The organism is Pantoea sp. ME81 (assembly GCF_903970985.1).
Taxonomy (GTDB): domain Bacteria; phylum Pseudomonadota; class Gammaproteobacteria; order Enterobacterales; family Enterobacteriaceae; genus Pantoea; species Pantoea communis.
The window spans coordinates 1-23,514 of record NZ_CAJCKS010000075.1 but is presented as its reverse complement, the minus strand read 5'-3'; the positions used below and the strand labels follow the sequence as shown (position 1 = coordinate 23,514).

General features: G+C 51.4%; 22 protein-coding genes. 14 read left to right on the top strand and 8 right to left on the bottom strand.

From position 1 onward, the window contains the following. Nucleotides 1–223: 223 nt before the first annotated feature. Together purU and H7A81_RS14885 are read right to left on the bottom strand one after the other, a co-directional pair. Nucleotides 224–1,072: a formyltetrahydrofolate deformylase gene (gene purU / locus H7A81_RS14890; protein WP_034828882.1), complete on the bottom strand. Its 849-nt coding sequence runs from the start codon at nt 1,070–1,072 to the stop codon at nt 224–226. A gap of 57 nt (nt 1,073–1,129) precedes the next feature. Further along, complete coding sequence (locus H7A81_RS14885) at nt 1,130–1,585, bottom strand: YchJ family protein (RefSeq protein ID WP_058959826.1); 456 nt, start codon at nt 1,583–1,585, stop codon at nt 1,130–1,132. 96 nt (nt 1,586–1,681) lie between these two features. On the opposite strand from H7A81_RS14885, the gene rssA reads away from it, so the two are divergent. From rssA to H7A81_RS14860, 5 genes are all read left to right on the top strand, one after another. Continuing rightward, the gene (rssA, locus tag H7A81_RS14880; protein WP_058959825.1) at nt 1,682–2,587 is read left to right on the top strand and encodes a patatin-like phospholipase RssA; all 906 of its coding nucleotides are present in this window, start codon (nt 1,682–1,684) and stop codon (nt 2,585–2,587) included. Between the two features lie 102 nt (nt 2,588–2,689). After that, complete coding sequence (gene rssB, locus H7A81_RS14875) at nt 2,690–3,706, top strand: two-component system response regulator RssB (RefSeq protein ID WP_034828815.1); 1,017 nt, start codon at nt 2,690–2,692, stop codon at nt 3,704–3,706. Nucleotides 3,707–3,899: 193 nt separating this feature from the next. Beyond that, entirely contained in the window at nt 3,900–4,808 is a 909-nt protein-coding gene (galU, locus tag H7A81_RS14870; RefSeq protein ID WP_182057901.1) for a UTP--glucose-1-phosphate uridylyltransferase GalU, read from the top strand. 23 nt (nt 4,809–4,831) lie between these two features. Continuing rightward, nucleotides 4,832–6,172 (top strand): UDP-glucose/GDP-mannose dehydrogenase family protein, encoded by a 1,341-nt coding sequence (locus tag H7A81_RS14865; RefSeq protein ID WP_034828819.1) that lies wholly within the window; start codon nt 4,832–4,834, stop codon nt 6,170–6,172. Nucleotides 6,173–6,186: 14 nt separating this feature from the next. Then, nucleotides 6,187–7,194, top strand: a complete 1,008-nt coding sequence (locus tag H7A81_RS14860; protein WP_182057900.1) for an NAD-dependent epimerase — start codon at nt 6,187–6,189, stop codon at nt 7,192–7,194. A gap of 96 nt (nt 7,195–7,290) precedes the next feature. Here H7A81_RS14860 and hns read toward each other — a convergent pair whose 3' ends face one another. Further along, nucleotides 7,291–7,698 (bottom strand): histone-like nucleoid-structuring protein H-NS, encoded by a 408-nt coding sequence (gene hns, locus H7A81_RS14855; RefSeq protein WP_034828823.1) that lies wholly within the window; start codon nt 7,696–7,698, stop codon nt 7,291–7,293. Between the two features lie 417 nt (nt 7,699–8,115). Between hns and tdk the strand changes: the two genes are divergently transcribed. Then, nucleotides 8,116–8,736: a thymidine kinase gene (gene tdk / locus H7A81_RS14850; RefSeq protein WP_038650068.1), complete on the top strand. Its 621-nt coding sequence runs from the start codon at nt 8,116–8,118 to the stop codon at nt 8,734–8,736. A 51-nt stretch (nt 8,737–8,787) separates the two neighbouring features. Here tdk and adhE read toward each other — a convergent pair whose 3' ends face one another. Continuing rightward, complete coding sequence (adhE, locus tag H7A81_RS14845; RefSeq protein WP_182057899.1) at nt 8,788–11,466, bottom strand: bifunctional acetaldehyde-CoA/alcohol dehydrogenase; 2,679 nt, start codon at nt 11,464–11,466, stop codon at nt 8,788–8,790. A gap of 444 nt (nt 11,467–11,910) precedes the next feature. On the opposite strand from adhE, the gene H7A81_RS14840 reads away from it, so the two are divergent. From H7A81_RS14840 to oppF, 7 genes are all read left to right on the top strand, one after another. Continuing rightward, a complete protein-coding gene (locus H7A81_RS14840) occupies nt 11,911–12,558 on the top strand; it encodes a YchE family NAAT transporter (protein WP_166936087.1) in 648 nt (215 codons plus the stop codon). A 575-nt stretch (nt 12,559–13,133) separates the two neighbouring features. Next, nucleotides 13,134–14,768: an ABC transporter substrate-binding protein gene (locus tag H7A81_RS14835; RefSeq protein WP_182057898.1), complete on the top strand. Its 1,635-nt coding sequence runs from the start codon at nt 13,134–13,136 to the stop codon at nt 14,766–14,768. Nucleotides 14,769–14,927: 159 nt separating this feature from the next. After that, entirely contained in the window at nt 14,928–16,565 is a 1,638-nt protein-coding gene (gene oppA, locus H7A81_RS14830; protein WP_034828830.1) for an oligopeptide ABC transporter substrate-binding protein OppA, read from the top strand. A gap of 81 nt (nt 16,566–16,646) precedes the next feature. Next, nucleotides 16,647–17,567 (top strand): oligopeptide ABC transporter permease OppB, encoded by a 921-nt coding sequence (gene oppB, locus H7A81_RS14825; protein WP_034828832.1) that lies wholly within the window; start codon nt 16,647–16,649, stop codon nt 17,565–17,567. A gap of 15 nt (nt 17,568–17,582) precedes the next feature. Next, nucleotides 17,583–18,491: an oligopeptide ABC transporter permease OppC gene (oppC, locus tag H7A81_RS14820; protein WP_034828835.1), complete on the top strand. Its 909-nt coding sequence runs from the start codon at nt 17,583–17,585 to the stop codon at nt 18,489–18,491. An 11-nt stretch (nt 18,492–18,502) separates the two neighbouring features. Beyond that, nucleotides 18,503–19,522: an ABC transporter ATP-binding protein gene (locus H7A81_RS14815; protein ID WP_097116989.1), complete on the top strand. Its 1,020-nt coding sequence runs from the start codon at nt 18,503–18,505 to the stop codon at nt 19,520–19,522. Beyond that, nucleotides 19,519–20,523 (top strand): murein tripeptide/oligopeptide ABC transporter ATP binding protein OppF, encoded by a 1,005-nt coding sequence (gene oppF, locus H7A81_RS14810; protein ID WP_182057897.1) that lies wholly within the window; start codon nt 19,519–19,521, stop codon nt 20,521–20,523. The genes H7A81_RS14815 and oppF overlap by 4 nt, the downstream gene beginning before the upstream one ends. Nucleotides 20,524–20,576: 53 nt before the next feature. On the opposite strand, the gene H7A81_RS14805 is transcribed toward oppF, so the two are convergent. Beyond that, nucleotides 20,577–20,906 (bottom strand): HI1450 family dsDNA-mimic protein, encoded by a 330-nt coding sequence (locus H7A81_RS14805; RefSeq protein ID WP_196250121.1) that lies wholly within the window; start codon nt 20,904–20,906, stop codon nt 20,577–20,579. A gap of 37 nt (nt 20,907–20,943) precedes the next feature. Continuing rightward, complete coding sequence (cls, locus tag H7A81_RS14800) at nt 20,944–22,404, bottom strand: cardiolipin synthase (RefSeq protein WP_034828843.1); 1,461 nt, start codon at nt 22,402–22,404, stop codon at nt 20,944–20,946. A 163-nt stretch (nt 22,405–22,567) separates the two neighbouring features. On the opposite strand from cls, the gene H7A81_RS14795 reads away from it, so the two are divergent. Beyond that, nucleotides 22,568–22,741 (top strand): YciY family protein, encoded by a 174-nt coding sequence (locus tag H7A81_RS14795; protein ID WP_097117257.1) that lies wholly within the window; start codon nt 22,568–22,570, stop codon nt 22,739–22,741. Nucleotides 22,742–22,757: 16 nt separating this feature from the next. Here the strand turns inward: H7A81_RS14795 and H7A81_RS14790 are convergent, their stop codons facing one another. Both H7A81_RS14790 and H7A81_RS14785 read right to left on the bottom strand, forming a co-directional pair. Beyond that, the gene (locus H7A81_RS14790) at nt 22,758–22,928 is read right to left on the bottom strand and encodes a hypothetical protein (protein ID WP_166936081.1); all 171 of its coding nucleotides are present in this window, start codon (nt 22,926–22,928) and stop codon (nt 22,758–22,760) included. 3 nt (nt 22,929–22,931) lie between these two features. Next, complete coding sequence (locus H7A81_RS14785; RefSeq protein WP_034828845.1) at nt 22,932–23,228, bottom strand: YciI family protein; 297 nt, start codon at nt 23,226–23,228, stop codon at nt 22,932–22,934. Between the last annotated feature and the right edge of the window lie 286 nt (nt 23,229–23,514).

Sequence of the window (23,514 nt, the reverse complement as noted above, 5' to 3'; positions counted from 1 at the left end):
GCAGATGACGCCATCCCACGATCGTCAACACAAGAAGACCCCCCTTCCCCACCCCACCCCCCTCCAATATGACTCCCGCCACTGGCCTGAATAATGTGCCTGAAAGCGGGGCGCATGATACCAAATGCGTTCTGACTGTAAAGCGCTGAAAACAAAAATATGAATCGTTTGCCCACTTTTCATCCGTGGCGCTGAAGAGTTGCACAATTCAGCGCCAGGACGCTTACAGAATGATGGTGCGGTTACCGTAAACGAACACGCGCTGACCCAGCACTTTATAAAGCGCGCGGCTCAGGACATTCTTCTCGACATCACGACCGGCACGCATCATCTCTTCTGCGGTGTAGCTGTGATCGACGTTGATCACGTCCTGCATGATGATCGGACCTTCATCGAGGTTGTCATTCACGTAGTGCGCGGTAGCACCGATAATTTTTACGCCACGCTCGTAAGCTTGATGGTAAGGGCGCGCGCCGATGAAAGCAGGCAGGAACGAGTGGTGAATATTGATGATCTGATTCGGGTAACGCTGCACAAAAGCCGGCGTCAGCACGCGCATATATTTGGCCAGCACCACGTAATCCGGCTGGTAGCGATCAATTTCATCGCCCATGCGGTTGTCATGCTCTTCACGCGTCAGGCCTTCATGGCTGACCAGCACAAACGGAATATCGAAACGTTCAACCAGCGAGCGCAGCGTTTCATGGTTACCAATGACGGCGGCAATCTCCATATCGAGACCACCAAACGCGCATTTCATCAGCAGATCGCCCAGGCAATGCGCCTCTTTGGTCACCAGAATCACCACACGACGACGACCAGCGCTCTGCAATTCCCGCACCGAACCTACCGGTAACGCGCTGTCGAGATCCGCCAGCAGGGTATTGTCGTTGAAAATCCCTTCCAGCTCTGTGCGCATGAAAAAGCGCCCGGTACGGTGATCGACAAACTCGTTGTTTTGCACAATGTTGAGTTCATGCTTGTAGCAAATGTTGGTGATCTTGGCGATCAGACCTTTCGCATCTGGGCAAATGGTCCGTAAAACTTTTCGTTGCGTGTTTTGCGCTTGCATCTCGATCAGAGTCCTGTCAAAGCGATGAATGGTAAAGCCGTTGTGAATCTGTCCAGATTAACCACAACATTTTTTGTATTTTTTATCGGAGCCACAAGGACAGCGATCGTTGCGCCCCAGCTCGGGCACCGTTCCGTCGATATAGTACCAGCGTTGATCCTCACAGAGAAAGCGTGAACATTCATAGATGGCCGAAGTGCGCTCTTTTTCGCGGTAACGCGCAAAAAAGGTCACAAAGGCTTCATTCTCGTGGCTTCCATGATTACAACGGGTTACATTCAAGCCCAGCCACTCAGTGCCGGAAAAACTTTCAGATAATAACGTCTCAAGGTCGGCCACACGCTTACTGGAGTGCCAGGTCGCAGCCAGATAACCCGCGTTCTTTTCAACATAGGCGGTGTAGCGTGAACGCATTAATTGTTCAGCGCTGGCAGGGAATGCCTGACCGCTCAGAAAGGGCTGGCAACATAAGCTATACTGCTTTCCGCTGCAGCAGGGGCACTTTTCAGACACGTCATCTCCTGTGAGTGATTAAAGTTAATTAAAGTGTGCGCTATGGTAGCCGACTGCTGAGCGGGATGCTACGTACCAGACTAATCACGAGGTGCGATGAGAAAGGTGAGGATCGGGCTGGCCCTGGGTTCAGGTGCCGCCAAAGGTTGGGCGCACATTGGTGTGATTAATGCGCTGGAGCGTGCCGGCATTGAAATTGATGTGGTTGCAGGCTGCTCTGTCGGCGCGTTGGTGGGATCGGCATACGTCAATGGGCGGCTGGGCGTAATGGAAAAGTGGGTGAGCGCATTTCGCTATTGGGACGTGATCCGGCTCATGGATCTGTCGTGGCAGCGTGGTGGTTTGCTGCGCGGTGACCGCGTGTTCAGCCACATCCGTCAGTTGATCCCCAATGAATTGATTGAGGGGTGCAATAAACCCTTCGGCGTGGTGGCCTCGAATTTAAGTACCGGCCGTGAGTTGTGGTTAACCGAAGGCGATTTGCATCAGGCAGTACGTGCGTCCTGTAGTATGCCAGGCTTATTACCACCTGTTGGCTACAATGGTTACTGGCTGGTGGATGGTGCCGTGGTCAATCCGGTGCCGATATCTCTGACACGAGCCCTTGGCGCCGACATTGTCATCGCGGTGGACTTACAGCATGACGCGCATTTAATGCAGCAGGATTTATTATCGGTGACACCACAGAGCGGTGAAGAAGAGGCCGCGGCTGAGGCATTAAGCTGGGGCAAAAAATTGCGCCAGCGCATACTGGGTCTGACGCACCGCCGCGCCAATCAAACGCCGGGCGCCATGGAGATCATGTCCACATCCATCCAGATTCTGGAAAACCGCCTTAAACGTAATCGTATGGCGGGCGATCCACCGGATGTGCTGATTCAACCGTTTTGTCCGCAGATATCCACACTGGATTTTCATCGTGCAGAAGAAGCCATTGCGGCAGGTAAAGCCGCCGTCGAGAAAAAAATGGATGAACTATTACCGCTGGTCCGTGGCAGATAATCAGGTTGTTCATTCACAGGCAGTGCGACTTCAGTCAATTCTGAAAGGCGCAACTGCGTTTTATGAACCACTATTGAAATATCTGGTACGCAGGGGGAGAGAATGGAAAAACCACTAATCGGCAAAAAGATACTCATTGTCGAAGATGAGGTCGTTTTCCGTTCGATGTTAGACACTATGTTGGTGGGGCTGGGAGCCAGCACGCTGGAAGCGGGAGATGGCCTCGATGGCTTAACCTTACTGTCGGCTCAAGCCGTGGATCTGGTGATTTGCGATCTGGAGATGCCGCGCATGGGGGGGCTTCAGTTTGTCGAACGTATTCGCAGCCGCGGTAATAGCGTGCCAATCTTGATCATCTCCGCCACGCAGAACATGGCCGATATTGCGCATGTCCTGCGCCTTGGGGTTCAGGATGTTCTGCTTAAGCCGCTCAGAAACCTCGAACGTTTTCGTGAAGCTGTTTATGAGTGCCTTTATCCTTCGATGTTCACTTCCAAAGTTGAGGAAGATGAACAGCTGTTTCAGGATTGGGATGCACTGGTCCGCGATCCTTTAGCTGCGTCTAAGTTACTGAAGCAGTTGCAACCTCCGGTTCAGCAAACCATCGCCAATTGCCGCATTAACTATCGCCAACTGACCATGGCTGAACAGCCAGGGCTGGTGCTGGATATTGCCGCGTTGTCCGACAAGGATCTGGCCTTCTACTGTCTTGATGTGACCCGAGCAGGCGATAATGGCGTGTTGGCCGCCTTACTGTTGCGCGCGCTGTTTAATGGTCTGTTACAGGAACAACTTTCCGGACAGAAACAGCGCTTGCCGGAGTTAAACGGCCTGCTGCGCCAGGTCAATATGCTGTTACGCCAGGCCAATCTCAGTGGCCAGTTCCCCTTGCTGGTGGGGTACTACCACCGTCAGTTGAAAAACCTGATTCTGGTCTCCGCTGGCCTCAACGCCACATTGCACATTAACACCCATCAGATTCAACTCAGTAATGGCGTGCCGCTTGGTACTATGGGCAGTACGCACCTCAATCAGATCAGTCAACGCGCTGATGCCTGGCAGTGCCATGTGTGGGGCGCGGGTGGCAGGCTACGGCTGATGTTATCGGCTGAAGAATAAGCGATTGGATTTATATTTTTTGCGGGCTGGAGACAGGGCCAGGGGTAAGCTTTACACTTGGGTAATAGTCTTAAATTCCGCGGATTAGCTCCATCCAGGATAAATCCGTCTGATAGTAACTGATATACTCATTTCGTTTTTAAACCGACATATCAAGTATTAACTTGAACGGCCTATTAAGAGAGGTATTTAGATGTCTGCCTATAAGTCTAAAGTAAAAAAAGCGGTAATCCCGGTTGCAGGTCTGGGTACGCGTATGCTGCCTGCTACTAAAGCTATTCCAAAAGAGATGTTACCGCTGGTCGATAAGCCGCTGATCCAATATGTCGTGAATGAGTGTATCGCTGCGGGCATTAACGAAATCGTGTTGGTTACGCACTCTTCTAAAAACGCCATCGAAAACCATTTTGATACCAGTTTTGAGCTGGAATCCATGCTGGAAAAACGCGTTAAGCGTCAGTTGTTGGATGAAATCCAGTCTATCTGTCCTCCACACGTGACCATCATGCAGGTGCGTCAGGGTATTGCGAAAGGCCTTGGCCACGCAGTGATGTGTGCACATCCGCTGGTCGGTGATGAGCCGGTTGCCGTGATTCTGCCAGATGTGATCATCGATGAGTACGAATCTGACCCAACCAAAGACAACCTGGCAGAAATGCTGGCGCGTTTCGAAGAAAGCGGCCGCAGCCAGATCATGGTAGAGCCGGTTGCTGATGTGACCGCTTACGGTGTCGTTGACTGCAAAGGTGCTGACCTGGCACCAGGCCAGAGCGCGCCAATGGTGGGTGTGGTTGAAAAGCCTAAAGCTTCTGAAGCGCCTTCTAACCTCGCAGTTGTGGGTCGTTACGTGCTGTCTGCTGACATCTGGCCACTGCTGGCGAAAACCCCTCCAGGTGCTGGCGGCGAAGTTCAGCTGACTGACTCCATCGCCATGCTGATGGAAAAAGAGACCGTTGAAGCCTATCACCTGACCGGTGTAAGCCATGACTGCGGTAACAAACTGGGTTATATGCAGGCTTTCGTTGAGTATGGCGTTCGTCATCCAGTACTGGGTAAAGACTTTACTCAATGGCTGGAAGGCGCTGTAGGCAACAAAAAGTAATTCATTAAACACAGGATAATTCAATGAAAGTCACTGTATTTGGTATCGGCTATGTCGGTCTGGTTCAGGCTGCGGTGTTAGCCGAAGTCGGACATGACGTTCTCTGTATTGATGTCGATGAAAAGAAAGTCGAAAACCTGAAAAAAGGCCATATTCCGATTTTCGAACCGGGTTTGACGCCGCTGGTGATGTCTAACTATGAAGCGGGTCGCCTGAAGTTCAGCACCAATGCAGAAGAGGGTGTTAACCACGGTGTCATGCAATTTATTGCTGTGGGTACGCCGCCGGATGAAGACGGTTCTGCCGATCTGAAATATGTGACTGCGGTTGCGCGGACAATTGCAGCGCACATGAACGATCATAAAGTGGTGATCGATAAATCTACCGTCCCTGTCGGAACGGCTGATCGTGTGCGTGCAGTAATGGCCGAGACGCTGCAAAAACGTGATGTGAACATCCCGTTTGATGTGGTTTCTAACCCTGAATTCCTCAAGGAAGGGGCTGCAGTAAACGACTGCATGCGTCCTGAGCGCATCGTGGTGGGCACTGATAACGACGACGTGGTTGAGTTGTTGCGTGAGCTTTATGAGCCATTCAACCGCAATCACGATCGCATGATTCTGATGGATATCCGCAGTGCAGAGCTGACCAAGTACGCAGCGAACTGCATGCTGGCGACCAAAATCAGCTTCATGAACGAAATCTCTAACCTGGCAGAACGTCTGGGAGCCGACGTTGAGAAAGTCCGCCAGGGGATTGGTTCAGATTCTCGCATTGGTTATCACTTCATCTACCCTGGCTGTGGCTACGGTGGTTCGTGCTTCCCGAAAGACGTGCAGGCGCTGATTCGTACTGCTGAGTCGATTGGTTACACACCGCGTCTGTTGCAGGCGGTAGAAGATGTGAATGATTCACAGAAGAACAAATTGCCGAGCTTCATCAAGCGTCATTTTGGCGACGATCTGCGTGGCAAAACCTTTGCTCTCTGGGGCCTGGCGTTCAAACCTAACACCGACGATATGCGTGAAGCCTCCAGCCGTGTGCTGATGGAAACGCTATGGGAAGCGGGTGCGACCATTCAGGCATTTGACCCGGAAGCAATGGAAGAAGCGCAGCGTATTTATGGCCACCGCGACGACCTGAAGCTGACCGGTACCAAAGAAGCGGCGTTGCAAGGTGCTGATGGCCTGGTCATTTGTACTGAATGGCAGAACTTCCGTGCGCCAGATTTCGACGTTATCAAAACCGCGTTAAAACAACCCGTGATTTTTGATGGTCGTAACCTGTATGATCCGGAGCGTATCAGCAAACGCGGCTTTACGTATTACGCTATCGGCCGCGGAGCATCAATTCAAATTGTGTAATAAATGAGGGATGTATGAAGTTTTTGGTTACCGGTGCGGCAGGTTTTATTGGATTTCACGTGAGTCAGCGTTTGCTGGCCGCCGGTCACCAGGTCGTCGGTATCGATAACCTGAATGACTATTACGATGTCAGCCTGAAACAAGCGCGCTTAGACCAGATTCTCCAGCATCCCGAGTTTATTTTCCTGAAAATGGACCTGGCAGATCGCCAGGCCATTTCTTCATTATTCGAAGATCATGCATTTGATCGCGTGATCCATCTGGGTGCACAAGCGGGCGTTCGTTATTCAATTGATAACCCACACGCTTACGCCGATGCCAATCTCATTGGCCACCTCAATATTCTCGAAGGGTGCCGCCATCATAAAGTTGGCCACCTGCTGTATGCGTCATCCAGCTCAGTATATGGGCTTAACCGCAAAATGCCTTTCTCAACGGATGACTCTGTTGATCATCCTATTTCTCTGTATGCGGCCACGAAAAAAGCCAACGAATTGATGTCGCATACTTATTCCCATTTGTACCAGTTGCCCACCACCGGTCTGCGCTTCTTTACTGTTTACGGTCCGTGGGGACGTCCGGATATGGCGTTATTCAAATTCACCCGCGCAATGCTGGCCGGTGAGCAAATTGACGTCTATAACCGTGGGCAAATGACCCGAGATTTTACTTACATTGATGATATCGCAGAAGCTATCGTGCGTATGCAGGATGTGATTCCGCAGACTGATGAAAACTGGACCGTGGAAGCGGGATCGCCGGCCACCAGTTCTGCGCCATACCGGGTCTACAATATCGGCAACAGCCAGCCGACCAGCCTGATGACCTATATCGAGTCACTGGAAAAAGCGTTGGGCATTGAAGCGAAGAAAAATATGCTGCCGATGCAGCCGGGAGATGTGCTCAATACCAGTGCGGATACCCAGCCATTATATGATGCGATTCAGTTCCGTCCGCAAACCAGGGTTGAGCAGGGCGTGCAGAACTTTGTTGATTGGTATCGTCGCTTTTATCAGCAATAAAGACGCATTAAAAAAGGAAGCCAGCGGCTTCCTTTTTCTTACCCGGTGTAAAGTGAACTCACGTTAGCGCTATTCACAATTCGAAGCACTGGAAAATTACAGCAGGAAATCGTCCAGTTGTTTACCTTGTTCTTCAATCGCTTTTTTAATCACGGCTGGTGTACGACCCTGACCTGTCCAGGTACGGTTTTCACCATTTTCATCAACGTAAGAATACTTGGCAGGACGTGCAGCACGCTTGGTTTTTCCCGGTGCTTTGGTCTCAGAAAGTGCCTGTAACAATTCGTTTGGATCGATACCATCTGCAATCAGCATCTCACGGTATTGTTCAAGTTTGCGGTTACGTTCAGCATTTTCAGCCTGCGCGTGAGTTTCTTCTTCACGACGCTCATTGACGACAACCTCGAGTTTTTCCAGCATCTCTTCCAGTGTTTCCAGAGTGCATTCCCGAGCTTGCGCGCGCAATGTACGGATATTATTAAGAATTTTAAGTGCTTCGCTCATTGTCCTAATCTCAAAATATAATAAATGGGAGTTGTTCTGCCGACTCATAATAGTGGGGCTAAAAAATAACTGCAATAGTCAGATTAAAAAGTAAAACGTTAAGTAAAAACCAGAAATCACATTGTATTACGGTTTACAAATATATTTACCGTTAGCGCTTAGATCTGAAGCCTTGATTATCCGCGTTTGCCACCGTGACGTTGTGCTAATCCTTACACTTTGGCAGTAATAATGCTGAATAAATTCTCAGCATAGATTGTTCTTTGCCAAAAAGTGCTGTTTTAACGTCGATGAGGAATCACGTACCTGCCATTGTCGTTAATTTGAGCAAATGATAAAAATAATGCATCGCTACAGGTTTACTTGTTTATGGTAGACTGCGCGCCATCAGATTTGTGCTGCGATGAGATTCTGCATATGGCCCAACTTTATTTTTATTACTCCGCGATGAACGCGGGTAAATCCACTGCTTTGCTTCAGTCCTCCTATAACTATCAAGAGCGCGGCATGCGCACTCTGGTGTATACCGCCGAGATTGATGACCGCTTTGGTGCGGGCAAGGTAAGCTCGCGGATTGGTCTTTCGTCTCCTGCATTTTTATATAACGCTGCGACACAATTAAATCAGGAAATAGCCAGGGAGCATGCGAAGCAACCGGTTCATTGTGTGCTGGTGGATGAGAGTCAGTTCCTGACACGTGAGCAAGTCAGAGCGTTATCGGATGTGGTCGACAATATGGATATTCCCGTATTGTGTTATGGATTACGCACTGATTTTCGCGGCGAGCTCTTTACCGGCAGTCAATATTTACTGGCATGGGCAGATAAACTGGTTGAGCTTAAAACCATCTGCCATTGCGGCCGTAAAGCCAGCATGGTATTGCGCCTTGATGCCAACGGGAAACCGTTCAGCGAAGGAGAGCAGGTGGTGATTGGCGGCAATGAGCGATATATTTCTGTCTGCCGTAAACACTATAAACAGGCGATTGATGAAGGATCGTTAAAAGCTATCTATGGTGCGCAATCTCCGCAAGCTTGATTATTTAGCGATAAAAAAACCCGCCGCAGCGGGTTTTTTGTTTTTAGCCGGTTAGGCTTTTTTGGTTTTTTTCTCGATTTTCACCGTTTTATCATCGGCGGCTTCAGCCATTGGGCCTTCAGCTTCAGAGAATTCGCGGCCATAGAAGGTATCCAGCATGATTTGCTTCAATTCAGCAATCAGCGGATAACGCGGATTCGCACCGGTACACTGGTCATCAAACGCGTCGTCTGCCAACTTATCGACTTTCGCCAGGAAATCGGCTTCCTGCACGCCAGCTTCACGGATAGAGGTTGGGATACCGAGTTGAGTTTTCATCTCTTCCAGCCATGCCAGCAGTTTTTCAATTTTCTGGGCAGTGCGGTCACCCTGAGCACTCAATCCAAGATGGTCGGCAATTTCAGCGTAGCGACGACGTGCCTGTGGGCGATCGTACTGGCTGAAAGCTGTCTGCTTGGTTGGGTTGTCATTCGCGTTGTAACGGATGACGTTACAAATCAGCAGGGCGTTGGCCAAACCGTGCGGAATGTGGAACTCCGAGCCCAGCTTATGCGCCATGGAGTGACACACACCGAGGAAGGCGTTGGCGAAGGCGATACCGGCGATTGTGGCCGCATTATGCACACGTTCACGCGCCACTGGATTCTTCGCACCCTCACGATAGCTGGCCGGCAGGTTCTCTTTCAGCAGTTTCAGCGCCTGCAGCGCCTGGCCATCAGAGTACTCATTTGCAAGTACAGAGACATAGGCTTCCAGCGAGTGAGTCACCGCATCCAGACCACCAAACGCACAGAGTGAACGCGGCATATCCATCACCAGGTTGGCATCCACAATCGCCATATCAGGCGTCAACGCATAGTCCGCTAACGGATATTTCTGGCCTGTCGCATCGTCAGTGACCACAGCAAACGGTGTAACTTCAGAACCGGTACCGGAAGTGGTGGTGATGGCCACCATGCGCGCTTTCACGCCCATTTTCGGGAACTTGTAGATACGTTTACGGATATCCATGAAACGCAGCGCCAGCTCTTCGAAGTGGGTTTCAGGATGTTCGTACATCACCCACATGATTTTCGCGGCATCCATCGGGGAACCGCCGCCCAGGGCGATAATCACATCGGGTTTGAAGCTGTTCATCTGCTCAGCACCTTTACGTACGATGCTGAGTGTTGGGTCCGCTTCTACCTCAAAGAACACTTCAGTTTCGATGCCGTGCGCTTTTAACACGCGAGTGACTTGATCGGCATAGCCATTGTTAAACAGGAAGCGGTCAGTGACGATAAAGGCGCGCTTAGCACCGTCGGTCGCGACTTCTTCCAGGGCAATCGGCAGTGAACCACGACGGAAGTAGATAGACTTCGGAAGTTTATGCCACAACATATTTTCAGCTCGCTTGGCCACGGTTTTCTTGTTGATCAGGTGTTTAGGTCCGACGTTCTCAGAAATTGAGTTACCGCCCCAGGAACCACAGCCCAGCGTCAACGATGGCGCAAGTTTGAAGTTATAGAGGTCGCCAATACCGCCTTGCGAAGCTGGTGTGTTAATCAGAATACGGGCGGTCTTCATTTTGTCGCCAAAGAAGTGCACGCGCTCGTGTTGGTTATCCTGGTCAGTGTACAGGCAAGAGGTATGGCCGATACCGCCCATAGCCACCAGTTTTTCTGCTTTATCTACCGCGTCGTAATAATCTTTTGCGCGATACATCGCCAGGGTTGGCGACAGTTTTTCGTGGGCAAACGGTTCAGACTCATCCACCAGCTTCACTTCACCGATGAGGATTTTAGTGGTCGCAGGGACGCTGATGCCGGCCAGTTCAGCAATTTTTGCCGCAGGCTGACCCACGATAGCGGCATTCAGCGCACCATTTTTCAGGATGATGTCCTGAATGGCTTTCAACTCTTTGCCCTGTAACAGATAGCCACCATGGCTGGCGAAACGCTCGCGAACCGCATCGTAGACCGAGTCCACCACGATGACTGACTGTTCTGATGCACAAATGACGCCGTTGTCGAAGGTTTTGGACATCAGGATAGAAGCGACAGCACGTTTGATATCGGCGGTTTCATCGATAACCACTGGCGTGTTACCCGCACCGACACCAATCGCCGGTTTACCGGAACTGTATGCGGCTTTCACCATGCCCGGGCCACCGGTGGCCAGAATCAGGTTGATATCAGGGTGGTGCATCAGCTGGTTGGACAGCTCTACTGAAGGGACATCAATCCAGCCAATGATGTCTTTCGGCGCACCAGCCGCAATGGCGGCCTGCAACACGATGTCTGCCGCTTTGTTAGTGGCATCTTTGGCACGTGGATGTGGTGAGAAAATGATGCCGTTACGGGTTTTTAAGCTGATCAGCGCTTTAAAGATGGCGGTAGAGGTTGGGTTAGTGGTTGGGACGATACCGCAAATCAGGCCAATTGGCTCAGCGATGGTGATAGTACCGAAGGTGTCATCTGTATCCAGCACACCACAGGTTTTCTCATCTTTATAGGCGTTGTAGATATATTCAGAAGCGAAGTGGTTTTTGATCACTTTATCTTCAACGATACCCATGCCCGATTCGGCGACAGCCATTTTGGCGAGGGGGATACGGGCATCAGCAGCGGCGAGTGCAGCAGCGCGGAAAATGGTATCAACTTGTTCCTGACTAAAGTTGGCGTATTCACGCTGTGCCTTTTTAACACGCTCTACCAGTGCATTAAGTTCGGCAACATTTGTAACGGCCATAGTGCTCTCCTGAAGGAAGTTAAACTCTTTTAGTAAGCAAGCCTGAGTCGGAAAGTATAGCCGCGCTATGCTTATACGTTGTTCAGAGTGGCGAGTAGATTGCCGTTGCTTACTAAAAGGGTTTCCAGGATAAGATGCTGACGCCTGTATCAATAGTTTCGATGGGTTAAGATTACCCCTGATGAGGTAGGCAAATTTTGATGTGGATCAATCTGGCGCCAAGCTGACACCTTTCAGCATCGACTTTAGCAACTAAAGTAACTCATTAAGCGGTTTTAGTTGATGGAGATGACGTGAGGTGGGCGACGAGCCATTGTTCGCAGAGGAATAAACTGGAAGTAAGGGGAAATAGCAGCATATATTTCCGCTTAACCTACTGGTTTTCCCTCCGGCTTATGCACTACATTAAGCGCGATTTGAAACACTACCTTCGTGGAGCTCACCGTGAACCCCGTGCTACTTGATTTTTCCGGCTACATTAAGTTTTTTGTCGGTTTATTTGCCCTGGTCAATCCCGTGGGGATCATTCCCGTGTTCATTAGCATGACCAGCTACCAGGCTGTCGCTGAGCGGAATAAAACCAACTTCACGGCAAATCTGGCTGTAGCGATCATTCTCTGGACCTCGCTGTTCCTCGGGGACGCTATTCTCCATCTCTTCGGCATCTCCATTGACTCATTCCGTATCGCTGGCGGCATTCTGGTGGTCACTATTGCAATGTCGATGATCAGCGGCAAGCTGGGCGAGGATAAGCAAAACAAACAGGAAAAATCAGAGACCGCGATTCGTGAAAGTATTGGTGTGGTGCCGCTGGCTTTACCTTTAATGGCCGGGCCGGGTGCCATCAGTTCGACTATCGTCTGGAGCACGCGTTACCACAGCTGGATAAACCTGCTCGGTTTCACTGTCGCCATTGCGATTTTTGCTTTCTGTTGCTGGTTACTGTTCCGGGCTGCCCCTTTAATGGTGCGCGTTTTAGGACAAACAGGCATTAACGTGATTACCCGAATCATGGGATTGCTTCTAATGGCACTGGGGATTGAGTTTGTTGTCACCGGGATGAAGGCGATATTTCCGGGTTTGCTGAATTAATTTGTCGGTGTTTTCAGTTAAAAAATAACTTTTGTGATCCATATTGGTGCAATGGGCCAGTATTTTGCACCAATAGGGTGAGGTTATTCGCCTGGCTTAATATGATCTGACTATCATCACTTTTGCTACTACTTTTCCTTCCCGCGCCAGTTCATCAACAAATATATGTGATAATTATCACAGTATATTTCACTGCCATATTCATTTTAATCAGTAGCTATTCGGAAGTTTTATCACCTCAAATAACGTTTCATATTGTTAGATGAGAGTTTGGCAGCGTTAACAGTAAAATAGCGGATTGCAAGGCTTTATTGGCGATAAAATCAGCGGAATATTGACTTATTTCTTATAAAACATCTGGTTGAATAATATTTCAGGATGAAAATTAACACTTCTCCTGTCGCGGTCTACATGATAAAAGAGAATTAGCTAACATTTTTGCTGTTTAGCTTTGGCGTGCGGGCATCGGTTCTGATAATTTTCGGCTCATCACAAATTTTTTCCCTGTTCGCGACAAATGTGTACGCTTCTTGCTTACTCGCTATCAGGTTTTTATTTAAGGTTGATATTTGTTGATGAAGAGCATGGTAGCGAAAAAAGTTGCGCGCACGTCTCTGGTACTTTGTCTGGCAGGTTTTATCTCTCATAGTCAGGCGGCTGACATCCCGGCAGGGACGCAATTATCTGCAACACAGCGCATTGTCATCAATAACGGTAGTGAAGTGTCCTCGCTCGATCCGCAAAAAACGGAAGGGGTTCCCGAATCTAATGTCATCCGCAATTTGTTAGAGGGGCTGGTCGAGACCGATAACAATGGTCAGATTGTGCCTGGCGTTGCAAAGCAGTGGAGCAACCAGCAGGGGCGTATCTGGACCTTCACCCTGCGTGAAGATGCGCGCTGGAGCAACGGTGAACCCGTCACCGCGCAAGATTTCGTTTACAGCTGGCAGCGTCTGGCCGATCCGAAAACAGCTTCACCCTATGCCAGTTATCTGCAAGCTGCCCATATCGCCAACATCGACGCCATTTTGGCGGGCAAAGCCTCGCCGGATTCACTGGGCGTGAAAGCGATTGATGCGCATCACCTCGAAGTGACACTCACTGAGCCTGTTCCCTATTTTGTCGACATGCTGGCCCATACCGCGATGAAGCCGGTGTATCGCGCGGCGATTGAAAAATTCGGCGAGCAGTGGACCCAACCGCAGAACTATGTGGGAAATGGTGCCTACACGCTGGCTGACTGGGTGGTGAATGAAAAGATTGTCCTGAAGCGTAACCCGCAATATTGGGATAACGCGCACAGTGTGATTGATGAGGGCGTTTTTCTGCCGCTCTCTTCCGAAAACAGTGACATCAACCGCTATCGCAGTGGTGGTACGGATATGACCAACAGCGTGGTGCCACCGGATTTATTCAAGAAGTTGCAGCAGGATTTAGGTAATCAGGTCAAAGTCAGCCCTGTGCTCTGCACCTTCTACTATGAAATGAATAACAAGAAAGCACCGTTTGATGATGCAAGAGTTCGTACAGCGCTGAAGCTGACGCTCGATCGTGACATCATCGCCGACAAGATCATGGGGCAAGGTCAGATCCCCGCCTATGCGCTGACGCCGCCATTTACGCATGGCATCTCGCCTGAAGCGCCTGCCTGGTCGAAGCAAACTCAGGCCGAACGTAACGCCAGTGCCAAACAACTGCTGGCCGATGCCGGTTTTAATGCTCAGCATCCGCTGCGTTTCACGTTGTTGTATAACACCTCTGAGCAGAATAAACGGCAGGCTATCGCCGCCGCCTCGATGTGGCAAAAGAACCTCGGTGCCGAGGTGACGCTACAAAATCAGGAGTGGAAAACGCTGCTGGAGACGCGTCATCAGGCACAATACGATGTGGTGCGCGCTACCTGGTGCTCGGACTATAACGAGCCATCAACCTTCCTCAATATGCTGCTGAGTGGTTCCTCGATTAACACCGCGTTCTATCACAGCGATGCCTTCGATAAATTGATGGCGCAAACCCTGACGGTTGCCGATAACACTCAGCGTGCCGCATTGTATCAGCAGGCGGAAGCGCAACTGGATAAGGACTCGCCCATCGTGCCGGTTTACTATCGCGTCAGCGTGCGTCTGGTGAAACCCTGGGTTGGCGGTTTTACCGGCAAGGATCCGCAAGATATGCTGGCATTGAAATACTATTACATAAAGAAACATTGAGTAATGTGTGGAACCGGCGCTACAGTCGGACGGCACATTAACGTGGTAAACCCTGAAGGGTGGTAGTGGTCTCTGTTCAGACAGGCAGAGATCTCCCGGAAACGGGGTACGCCGGGCAGTTCACTGACCCGGTGACGATAATAAAACTGGAGCTAAGTAATGAACAACATCACGAAAAAAAGCCTGATTGCCGCAGGCGTTCTTGCAGCAATCGGCGCACTGGCAGGGAATGCTGCTTTGGCCGCAGTGCCAGCAGGCGTTGAATTGGCAGCAAAACAGGAGCTGGTACGTGGTAATGGCGATGAAGTGCAATCGCTTGACCCGCATAAAATTGAAGGCGTGCCGGAAGACAACATCGCACGCGATCTGTACGAAGGTCTGATCATCAGCGACAGCGATGGCAAACCGATTCCGGGCGTGGCAGAAAGCTGGGAAAACAAAGATTTTAAAGTCTGGACTTTCCATTTGCGTAAAAACGCTAAATGGTCCAATGGCGAGCCAGTCACGGCACAAGATTTCGTCTATAGCTGGGAGCGTTTAGTCGATCCTAAAACTGCTTCTCCTTACGCCAGCTATCCGCAATACGGCCACATCCTGAATGTCGATGACATCATCGCCGGTAAAAAACCGATCACCGATCTGGGTGTGAAAGCCATTGATGACCATACGCTGGAAGTGACCCTCAGCGAGCCGGTTCCTTATTTCTACAAGCTGCTGATCAACTCCGTGATGTCACCGGTGTATAAGCCTGCTATCGATAAGTTTGGCGACCAGTGGACGCAGCCACAAAACTGGGTGGGCAACGGTGCGTTTAAACTGGAATCACACGTCATCAACGAACGTGTCACCATCGTACGTAACCCGGAATATTGGGATAACGCGCACACCGTACTGAACAAAGTGACCTTCCTGCCGATCAACTCAGAAGTCAGTGACGTGAACCGTTACTTCTCTGAGAACGGCAGTGACATCACTTATAACAACATGCCGATCGAGCTGTTCAAAAAACTGCAGCGTGATAACGGCAAAGAGTTGATGGTGAAGCCGTATCTCTGCACCTACTACTATGAAATTAACAACCAGAAAGCGCCATTCACCGATCCGCGCGTGCGTACTGCGCTGAAACTGGGTCTGGATCGCGACATCATGGTGAATAAGGTGCTGGCGCAGGGGCAGTTACCGGCGTACAGCTTTACCCCGCCAGCCACCGACGGCATGGAATTGCTGCCGCCAGACTGGTTCAAATGGGATCAGAACAAGCGTAACGAAGAAGCGAAAAAACTGCTGGCTGAAGCAGGTTACACGGCTGATAAGCCACTGACCTTCAACCTGCTGTACAACACCTCGGATCTGCATAAGAAACTGGCTATCGCCGCGTCTTCGATCTGGAAAAAGAACATTGGCGTGAACATCAAACTGGAGAACCAGGAGTGGAAAACCTTCCTGGATACCCGTCATCAGGGCAACTTTGATGTTTCTCGTGCGGCCTGGTGTGCAGACTATAACGAGCCAACCTCGTTCCTGAACATCATGCTGTCTGACAGCAGCAGTAACACCTCGCACTATAAGAGCGCAGACTTCGATAAAGTGATCCACGATGCGGTGAAAGCGGTAGACGATAAAGCCCGTGTCGCGGATTACCAGAAAGCTGAGCAGATTCTGGATAAAGACAGCACCATTGTCCCGGTTTACTACTACGTCAACGCGCGTCTGGTGAAACCGTACGTGGGTGGTTACACCGGTAATGATCCGCTGGATAAAACCCTCGATAAAAACCTGTATATCATTAAACATTAATAGCACTCAGGCTATCGACAGTGGCGGCGCTGTAGCGCCGCCTTTTTGACTTTGTGAAGCAACAGCCTGGTAGGTACGGCAATGTTAAAATTCATCCTGCGTCGACTTCTGGAAGCGATCCCGACGCTCTTCATCCTGATCACCATCTCCTTCTTTATGATGCGACTGGCACCCGGCAGTCCGTTTACCGGCGAGCGCACGCTCTCGCCTGAGGTGATGGCGAACATCGAAGCCAAATATCATTTGAACGATCCGATCGGCAAACAGTACGTCAGTTACTTAGTGCAGCTGGCGCACGGCGATTTTGGTCCATCGTTCAAGTATAAAGATTATTCCGTTAACTATCTGGTCGGCCATGCCTTCCCGGTTTCGGCCAAACTCGGCCTCGCCGCCTTCTTCCTTGCAGTGATCCTTGGCGTGACGGCAGGAGTCATTGCCGCGCTCAAACAGAACAGTTTGTGGGATTACGCGGTAATGGGGGTCGCCATGACGGGCGTCGTGATACCCAGCTTTGTCGTCGCACCGCTGCTGGTGCTGATTTTTGCGATTACCTTGCGCTGGCTGCCGGGCGGTGGCTGGAACGGTGGGCAGTGGAATTACATGCTGCTGCCGATGGTGGCGCTGTCTCTGGCCTATATCGCCAGCATCGCGCGTATTACGCGTGGTTCGATGATTGAAGTGATGCACTCCAACTTTATTCGCACCGCGCGCGCCAAAGGGTTGCCGCTGCGCCGTATCGTACTGCGTCATGCATTGAAACCTGCCATGTTACCCGTGCTCTCGTATATGGGGCCGGCATTCGTCGGCATCATCACCGGTTCAATGGTGATCGAATCGATTTACGGTCTGCCGGGTATTGGCCAGCTGTTTGTTAACGGTGCCCTGAACCGTGACTATTCTTTGGTGATGAGTCTGACCATTTTGGTCGGCGTGCTGACCATTCTGTTCAATGCGATCGTGGATGTGCTGTATGCCGTCATCGATCCGAAAATCCGTTACTGATGGTGGAGTTCGCCCATGATGTTAAGTAAGAAAAACAGCGAAGCTCTGGATGCCTTCAGTGAAAAACTGGAAGTCGAAGGGCGCAGCCTGTGGCAGGATGCGCGTCGCCGCTTCATCCATAACCGCGCTGCGCTGATCAGTTTGCTGGTGCTGTTAGCGATTACCCTGTTCGTGATATTAGCGCCGGTGTTGTCGCAGTTTAAATATGATGATACCGACTGGGCCATGATGTCAGCCGCTCCGGATACGGTATCAGGCCACTGGTTTGGTACCGACTCATCGGGACGTGACTTGCTGGTGCGCGTGGCGATTGGCGGTCGTATCTCGTTGATGGTCGGCATTGCCTCCGCGTTGATCGCGGTGCTGGTGGGCACGCTGTATGGTTCACTGGCGGGCTATCTCGGCGGTAAAATCGACTCCGTGATGATGCGTATTCTGGAAATCCTCAACTCCTTCCCGTTCATGTTCTTCGTGATCCTGCTGGTGACCTTTTTTGGTCGTAACATCCTGCTGATCTTTGTGGCGATCGGCATGGTGTCGTGGCTGGATATGGCGCGTATTGTGCGCGGTCAGACGCTGGGCCTGAAGCGCAAAGAGTTTATTGAAGCGGCGCAAGTGGGTGGGGTGTCGACCTTCAATATCGTGCTACGTCACATCGTACCGAACGTGCTGGGTGTGGTGGTGGTCTATGCCTCATTGCTGGTGCCCAGCATGATTCTGTTTGAGTCCTTCCTCAGTTTCCTCGGGTTGGGTACGCAAGAGCCACTGAGCAGTTGGGGCGCACTCCTGAGTGACGGCGCCAACTCCATGGAAGTCTCGCCTTGGTTGTTGATGTTCCCTGCGGGTTTCCTCGTGGTCACGCTGTTCTGTTTCAACTTTATCGGCGATGGCCTGCGTGATGCCCTCGACCCGAAAGATCGTTAAGGAGTTTCCCGATGACCATACATGAATTTCAGCCAGCAATGGCTGCACGTGCGGGAAACAGTAACCTGCTGCTGGACGTTAAAGACCTGCGCGTCACCTTTGGCACCCACGATGGTGATGTCACCGCAGTCAACGATCTTAACTTTTCACTTCGTGCCGGCGAAACCCTGGGTATCGTCGGCGAATCGGGATCGGGCAAGTCGCAAACCGCTTTCGCCCTGATGGGCCTGCTGGCAAAAAACGGTCGCATTGGCGGTTCGGCAAAATTCAACGGTGAAGAGATCCTTAACCTGCCGGAGAACAAACTGAACAAGCTGCGCGCAGAGCAGATTGCGATGATTTTCCAGGACCCGATGACCTCGCTCAATCCGTACATGCGCGTCGGCGAGCAGCTGATGGAAGTGCTGAAGCTGCACAAAGGCATGAGCAGCGCGCAGGCGTTTGAAGAATCCGTGCGTATGCTGGATGCGGTGAAAATGCCGGAAGCGCGCAAGCGCATGAAGATGTTCCCGCATGAATTCTCTGGCGGCATGCGTCAGCGTGTGATGATCGCCATGGCGCTGCTGTGTCGTCCTAAATTGCTGATTGCTGATGAACCGACCACGGCACTGGATGTGACGGTGCAGGCGCAGATCATGACGCTGCTGAACGAGCTGAAACGCGAGTTCAATACCGCGATCATCATGATCACCCACGATCTCGGCGTGGTTGCCGGTATCTGCGACAAGGTGCTGGTGATGTACGCCGGTCGTACCATGGAATATGGCCGTGCACGCGATGTGTTTTATCAGCCTGCGCATCCTTACTCCATTGGCCTGCTGAGTGCGGTGCCGCGTCTGGATGCGGAAGAGGGTGAGTCACTCACCACCATTCCTGGCAACCCGCCTAACCTGTTGCGCTTGCCACAGGGCTGTCCGTTCCAGCCACGTTGCGCCTTTGCGATGGACGTTTGTGCCAAGTCACCGCCGCTGGAGCCTTTCGCGGAAGGGCGTCTGCGTGCCTGCTTCAAACCGGTGGAGGAATTAGCATGAGCACCGTCATCGAAGAGAAGAAAGTCTTACTGGAAATCGCCGATCTTAAGGTGCATTTCGATATTAAAGACGGCAAACAGTGGTTCTGGCAGCCGCCAAAAACACTGAAAGCAGTGGATGGCGTCAGCCTGCGCTTGTATGAGGGGGAAACCCTCGGCGTAGTGGGCGAATCGGGCTGTGGTAAATCAACCCTGGCACGCGCCATCATCGGCCTGGTGAAAGCCACCGACGGTCGTGTGGCCTGGCTGGGACGTGATTTATTGGGGCAGAGTCAGGATGAGTGGCGCCAGGCGCGCAGCGATATCCAGATGATTTTCCAGGATCCGCTGGCCTCGCTGAACCCGCGCATGACCATTGGCGACATCATTGCCGAGCCGCTACGCACCTACTATCCGAAGATGCCAAAGGAGGAAGTGAAGGATAAGGTGAAGAACATGATGATGAAGGTTGGGCTGCTGCCAAACCTCATCAACCGTTATCCACACGAGTTTTCCGGTGGTCAGTGTCAGCGTATCGGCATTGCGCGTGCGCTTATCCTCGAACCCAAGCTGATTATTTGCGATGAGCCGGTTTCGGCGCTGGATGTGTCGATTCAGGCGCAGGTAGTGAATTTGCTGCAGCAGCTGCAACGTGAAATGGGATTATCGCTCATTTTCATTGCGCATGACCTTGCGGTGGTGAAGCACATCTCTGATCGTGTACTGGTGATGTATCTCGGTCATGCAGTTGAGTTGGGCACTTATGACTCGGTGTACAACAATCCACAGCATCCTTACACCCGTGCACTGATGTCTGCGGTACCCATTCCGGATCCGGATCTGGAAAAAAACAAACAGATCCAGCTACTGGAAGGTGAACTGCCTTCACCGATCAATCCGCCCTCGGGCTGCGTATTCCGCACTCGCTGTCCGATTGCCGGACCTGAGTGTGCAAAAACGCGTCCGTTGCTGGAGGGCAGTTTCCGCCACGCAGTATCCTGTCTGAAGGTCGACCCCTTATAAGGTCGAAAAGAAAACGCCGGGCAATTGCCCGGCGTTGTTTTATGCGTCAGCGATTATTCACGCCAGAGAATGTGGCACAGCTTATGGTCTTTCTCGCGGCACAGCAGCACGCGGGCAAACACATCGGTAATCGGCTCGCCGTCCGCTTCACCCAAACCAATCACCACTTCCGCAAAGAAGTCCGGGTTGAGATCGAAATCGACGTGCTCCTGCCAGTCTTCCGACGGGTCAAACAACTCCGCACCGCCGCGCTCTTCAAACTGCAGATTGAACAGAATGATGTCAGCCGGATCGAGGTTATCACCGGCCAGTTCTAGAAAAATGTCGTAGGCCTGTTCCAGCGTTTCATCTTCGGTAAGGCGATTATTTAAATCCATGGTCATTCCTGCTTAATCTGAGGCGGTAATCTTGTCGCTCGTTTTACAGTAAAGGGCTAAAGAAGTAAAACAGTCGTTCAACGATGCGTTGCCACCACGCACGTTTAGCCCAGCGCGCACCATCCAGTAAGCGTGAGCGGGCGATATAGTCATCCTGCACCGTGGCCAAATCGCTGCCAAATCCATCATCATCCACCACCAGCGTGATTTCAAAATTAAGCCACAAGCTGCGCATATCAAGGTTTACGGTACCGACCAGACTCAGCTGTCCATCGACCAGCACGCTTTTGGTATGCAGCAAACCGTCTTCAAATTGATAAATTTTTACGCCTGCTTCCAGCAGCTCGGTGAAGAACGCGCGGCTGGCCCAGCCCACCAACAGCGAATCATTGTGGCGTGGCACCACAATGCTGACTTCCACACCGCGTTGCGCAGCGGTGCAGATGGCGTGCAGCAGGTCGTCACTGGGGACGAAATAGGGCGTTGTCATGATCAGCTGTTCGCGTGCGGAATAGACCGCCGTCAACAGCGCCTGATGAATCATATCTTCCGGGAAGCCCGGCCCCGAAGCGATCACCTGGATGATGTGACCGCTTTCCTGCTCAAAGGGCATGATGTTGGCATCCGGCGCGGGCGGCAGAATGCGCTTGCCGGTTTCAATCTCCCAATCACAGGCGTAAACGATGCCCATCGTGGTCGCGACCGGCCCTTCCATACGCGCCATCAAATCGATCCATTGGCCCACGCCTGCATCCTGCTTGAAGTAGCGAGGATCGACCAGGTTCATGCTGCCGGTGTAGGCAATATAGTTATCGATGAGCACCACTTTACGATGCTGTCGCAAATCCATACGGCGCAGGAACACACGCAGCAGGCTCACTTGTAACGCCTCAACCACGTCGATACCGGCATTGCGCATCATATTCGCCCATGGGCTGCGGAAAAATGCCACGCTGCCCGCAGAGTCCAGCATCAGGCGGCAATGTACACCCCGGCGTGAAGCCGCCATCAGTGACTCCGCGACCTCATCCGCCAGGCCGCCCGGATGCCAGATGTAAAACACCATCTCGATGTTGTGACGAGCCAGTTGGATATCACGAATCAGCGCGTGCATCACATCATCAGAGTTAGTGAGCAGCTGTAGCTGATTACCTTTGACACCCGCAATGCCCTGACGATGGTGACAGAGTTCAAATAATGAACGTGCCACGTCACTGTGTTCGGTGGCAAAGATATGGCGGCACTGTTTGAGGTCGTTAAGCCACTTGGCGGTGGAGGGCCACATGGTGCGTGCGCGCTCAGCCCGGCGTTTGCCCAGATGAAGTTCACCAAACGACAGATACGCGATAATACCCACCAGCGGCAGAATATAGATGATCAGCAACCAGGCCATGGCGGACGTCACTGCGCGGCGTTTCATCAGGATACGCAGCGTGACACCCGCAATCAGCAACCAGTAGCCGAACAGCAGCAACCAACTGATTAGGGTATAAAATGTAGTCATTAAGTGGACATCCTGTTCGCGCTTTGATGAGGAAAGTTTACGTGCTGAATAGCACTAGTGAAACCTTTAATCGTGAATGACAGTTCAATGAAGCTTTCGATTTGGCATTTTCAATCAGATCTTTATAATGCCTGGCGAGTTTAGCCTGTCTGATGAGGATGTGATGAGACGAAGCAGAAATGAAGTGGCACGCTGGAGAATGTTACGTCAGGTACACCGCCGTCGTGCACGTTGGCTGGAAGGGCAGTCACGTCGCTATAAACGTATCCATGCCATTCGTCATCAGGTGGCGCAGCAGCATCGCCGATCTATCCTGTTCATCACGCAGAATATGTAAATGGCTTACGCGGCCGTTAAGCGCCGCGTAACACCAGAGAGACATTGACGATCTGTAATGCGGCCGCCAGCACGACTAACATCACAATGTGCTGCCGGGCCTGGCGCCAGCCTTGCTGACGCCAAATCCAGAGTGCTCTGCCAATCAGCGTTAACACCGCTACCAGCAGTAAAACAGACTGCCACATCGATTAAAATACGCGCTTGAACGGTTTGACCGCCACTTTCTCATACACGCCAGCGGCAATGTACGGGTCGTCATTAGCCCAGGATTGTGCGGTTTCCAGCGAGGAAAACTCGGCAATGATCACTGAACCGGTAAAGCCTGCCGGACCCGGATCGTTGCTATCGACAGCAGGCATTGGGCCAGCGGCGATCAGTCGACCTTCATCCTGCAGTAACTGCAAGCGCGCGAGATGCGCAGGGCGTACGGAATTGCGTTTTTCCAGTGAATCTGCGGTATCTTCCGCATAAATGACGTAAAGCACGATGGGGTACTCCCGTTAGACTTGCCGAAATTGCGAGACACGTTAAGTGATCGTTAATCAGAGTGCAAATGAAAGATAAATCCACCGTCATATAGCGCAATCTCCGCTAAAAAACGCCTTTCTGCGAGTGGCTTACACATCGCTTATTGAAACTGATTGCTATTTGCATTTAAAATCTGCGCTTCACTCAATGAATATGACTGATATGACGACGTTGACTACGCCTCTTCCTACACGTACCCCCGTAGCTATGATCTTGTCCGTGGTACTCCACGGCTCGCTGATT

Bases quoted from the DNA above. Each gene is read 5' to 3' on its own strand.
- purU (WP_034828882.1), bottom strand. From the start codon at position 1,072: ATGCAAGCGCAAAACACGCAACGAAAAGTTTTACGGACCATTTGCCCA.
- rssA (WP_058959825.1), top strand. From the start codon at position 1,682: ATGAGAAAGGTGAGGATCGGGCTGGCCCTGGGTTCAGGTGCCGCCAAA.
- rssB (WP_034828815.1), top strand. From the start codon at position 2,690: ATGGAAAAACCACTAATCGGCAAAAAGATACTCATTGTCGAAGATGAG.
- galU (WP_182057901.1), top strand. From the start codon at position 3,900: ATGTCTGCCTATAAGTCTAAAGTAAAAAAAGCGGTAATCCCGGTTGCA.
- H7A81_RS14865 (WP_034828819.1), top strand. From the start codon at position 4,832: ATGAAAGTCACTGTATTTGGTATCGGCTATGTCGGTCTGGTTCAGGCT.
- H7A81_RS14860 (WP_182057900.1), top strand. From the start codon at position 6,187: ATGAAGTTTTTGGTTACCGGTGCGGCAGGTTTTATTGGATTTCACGTG.
- hns (WP_034828823.1), bottom strand. From the start codon at position 7,698: ATGAGCGAAGCACTTAAAATTCTTAATAATATCCGTACATTGCGCGCG.
- tdk (WP_038650068.1), top strand. From the start codon at position 8,116: ATGGCCCAACTTTATTTTTATTACTCCGCGATGAACGCGGGTAAATCC.
- adhE (WP_182057899.1), bottom strand. From the start codon at position 11,466: ATGGCCGTTACAAATGTTGCCGAACTTAATGCACTGGTAGAGCGTGTT.
- H7A81_RS14835 (WP_182057898.1), top strand. From the start codon at position 13,134: ATGAAGAGCATGGTAGCGAAAAAAGTTGCGCGCACGTCTCTGGTACTT.
- oppA (WP_034828830.1), top strand. From the start codon at position 14,928: ATGAACAACATCACGAAAAAAAGCCTGATTGCCGCAGGCGTTCTTGCA.
- oppB (WP_034828832.1), top strand. From the start codon at position 16,647: ATGTTAAAATTCATCCTGCGTCGACTTCTGGAAGCGATCCCGACGCTC.
- oppC (WP_034828835.1), top strand. From the start codon at position 17,583: ATGATGTTAAGTAAGAAAAACAGCGAAGCTCTGGATGCCTTCAGTGAA.
- H7A81_RS14815 (WP_097116989.1), top strand. From the start codon at position 18,503: ATGACCATACATGAATTTCAGCCAGCAATGGCTGCACGTGCGGGAAAC.
- oppF (WP_182057897.1), top strand. From the start codon at position 19,519: ATGAGCACCGTCATCGAAGAGAAGAAAGTCTTACTGGAAATCGCCGAT.
- H7A81_RS14805 (WP_196250121.1), bottom strand. From the start codon at position 20,906: ATGACCATGGATTTAAATAATCGCCTTACCGAAGATGAAACGCTGGAA.
- cls (WP_034828843.1), bottom strand. From the start codon at position 22,404: ATGACTACATTTTATACCCTAATCAGTTGGTTGCTGCTGTTCGGCTAC.
- H7A81_RS14795 (WP_097117257.1), top strand. From the start codon at position 22,568: ATGAGACGAAGCAGAAATGAAGTGGCACGCTGGAGAATGTTACGTCAG.
- H7A81_RS14790 (WP_166936081.1), bottom strand. From the start codon at position 22,928: ATGTGGCAGTCTGTTTTACTGCTGGTAGCGGTGTTAACGCTGATTGGC.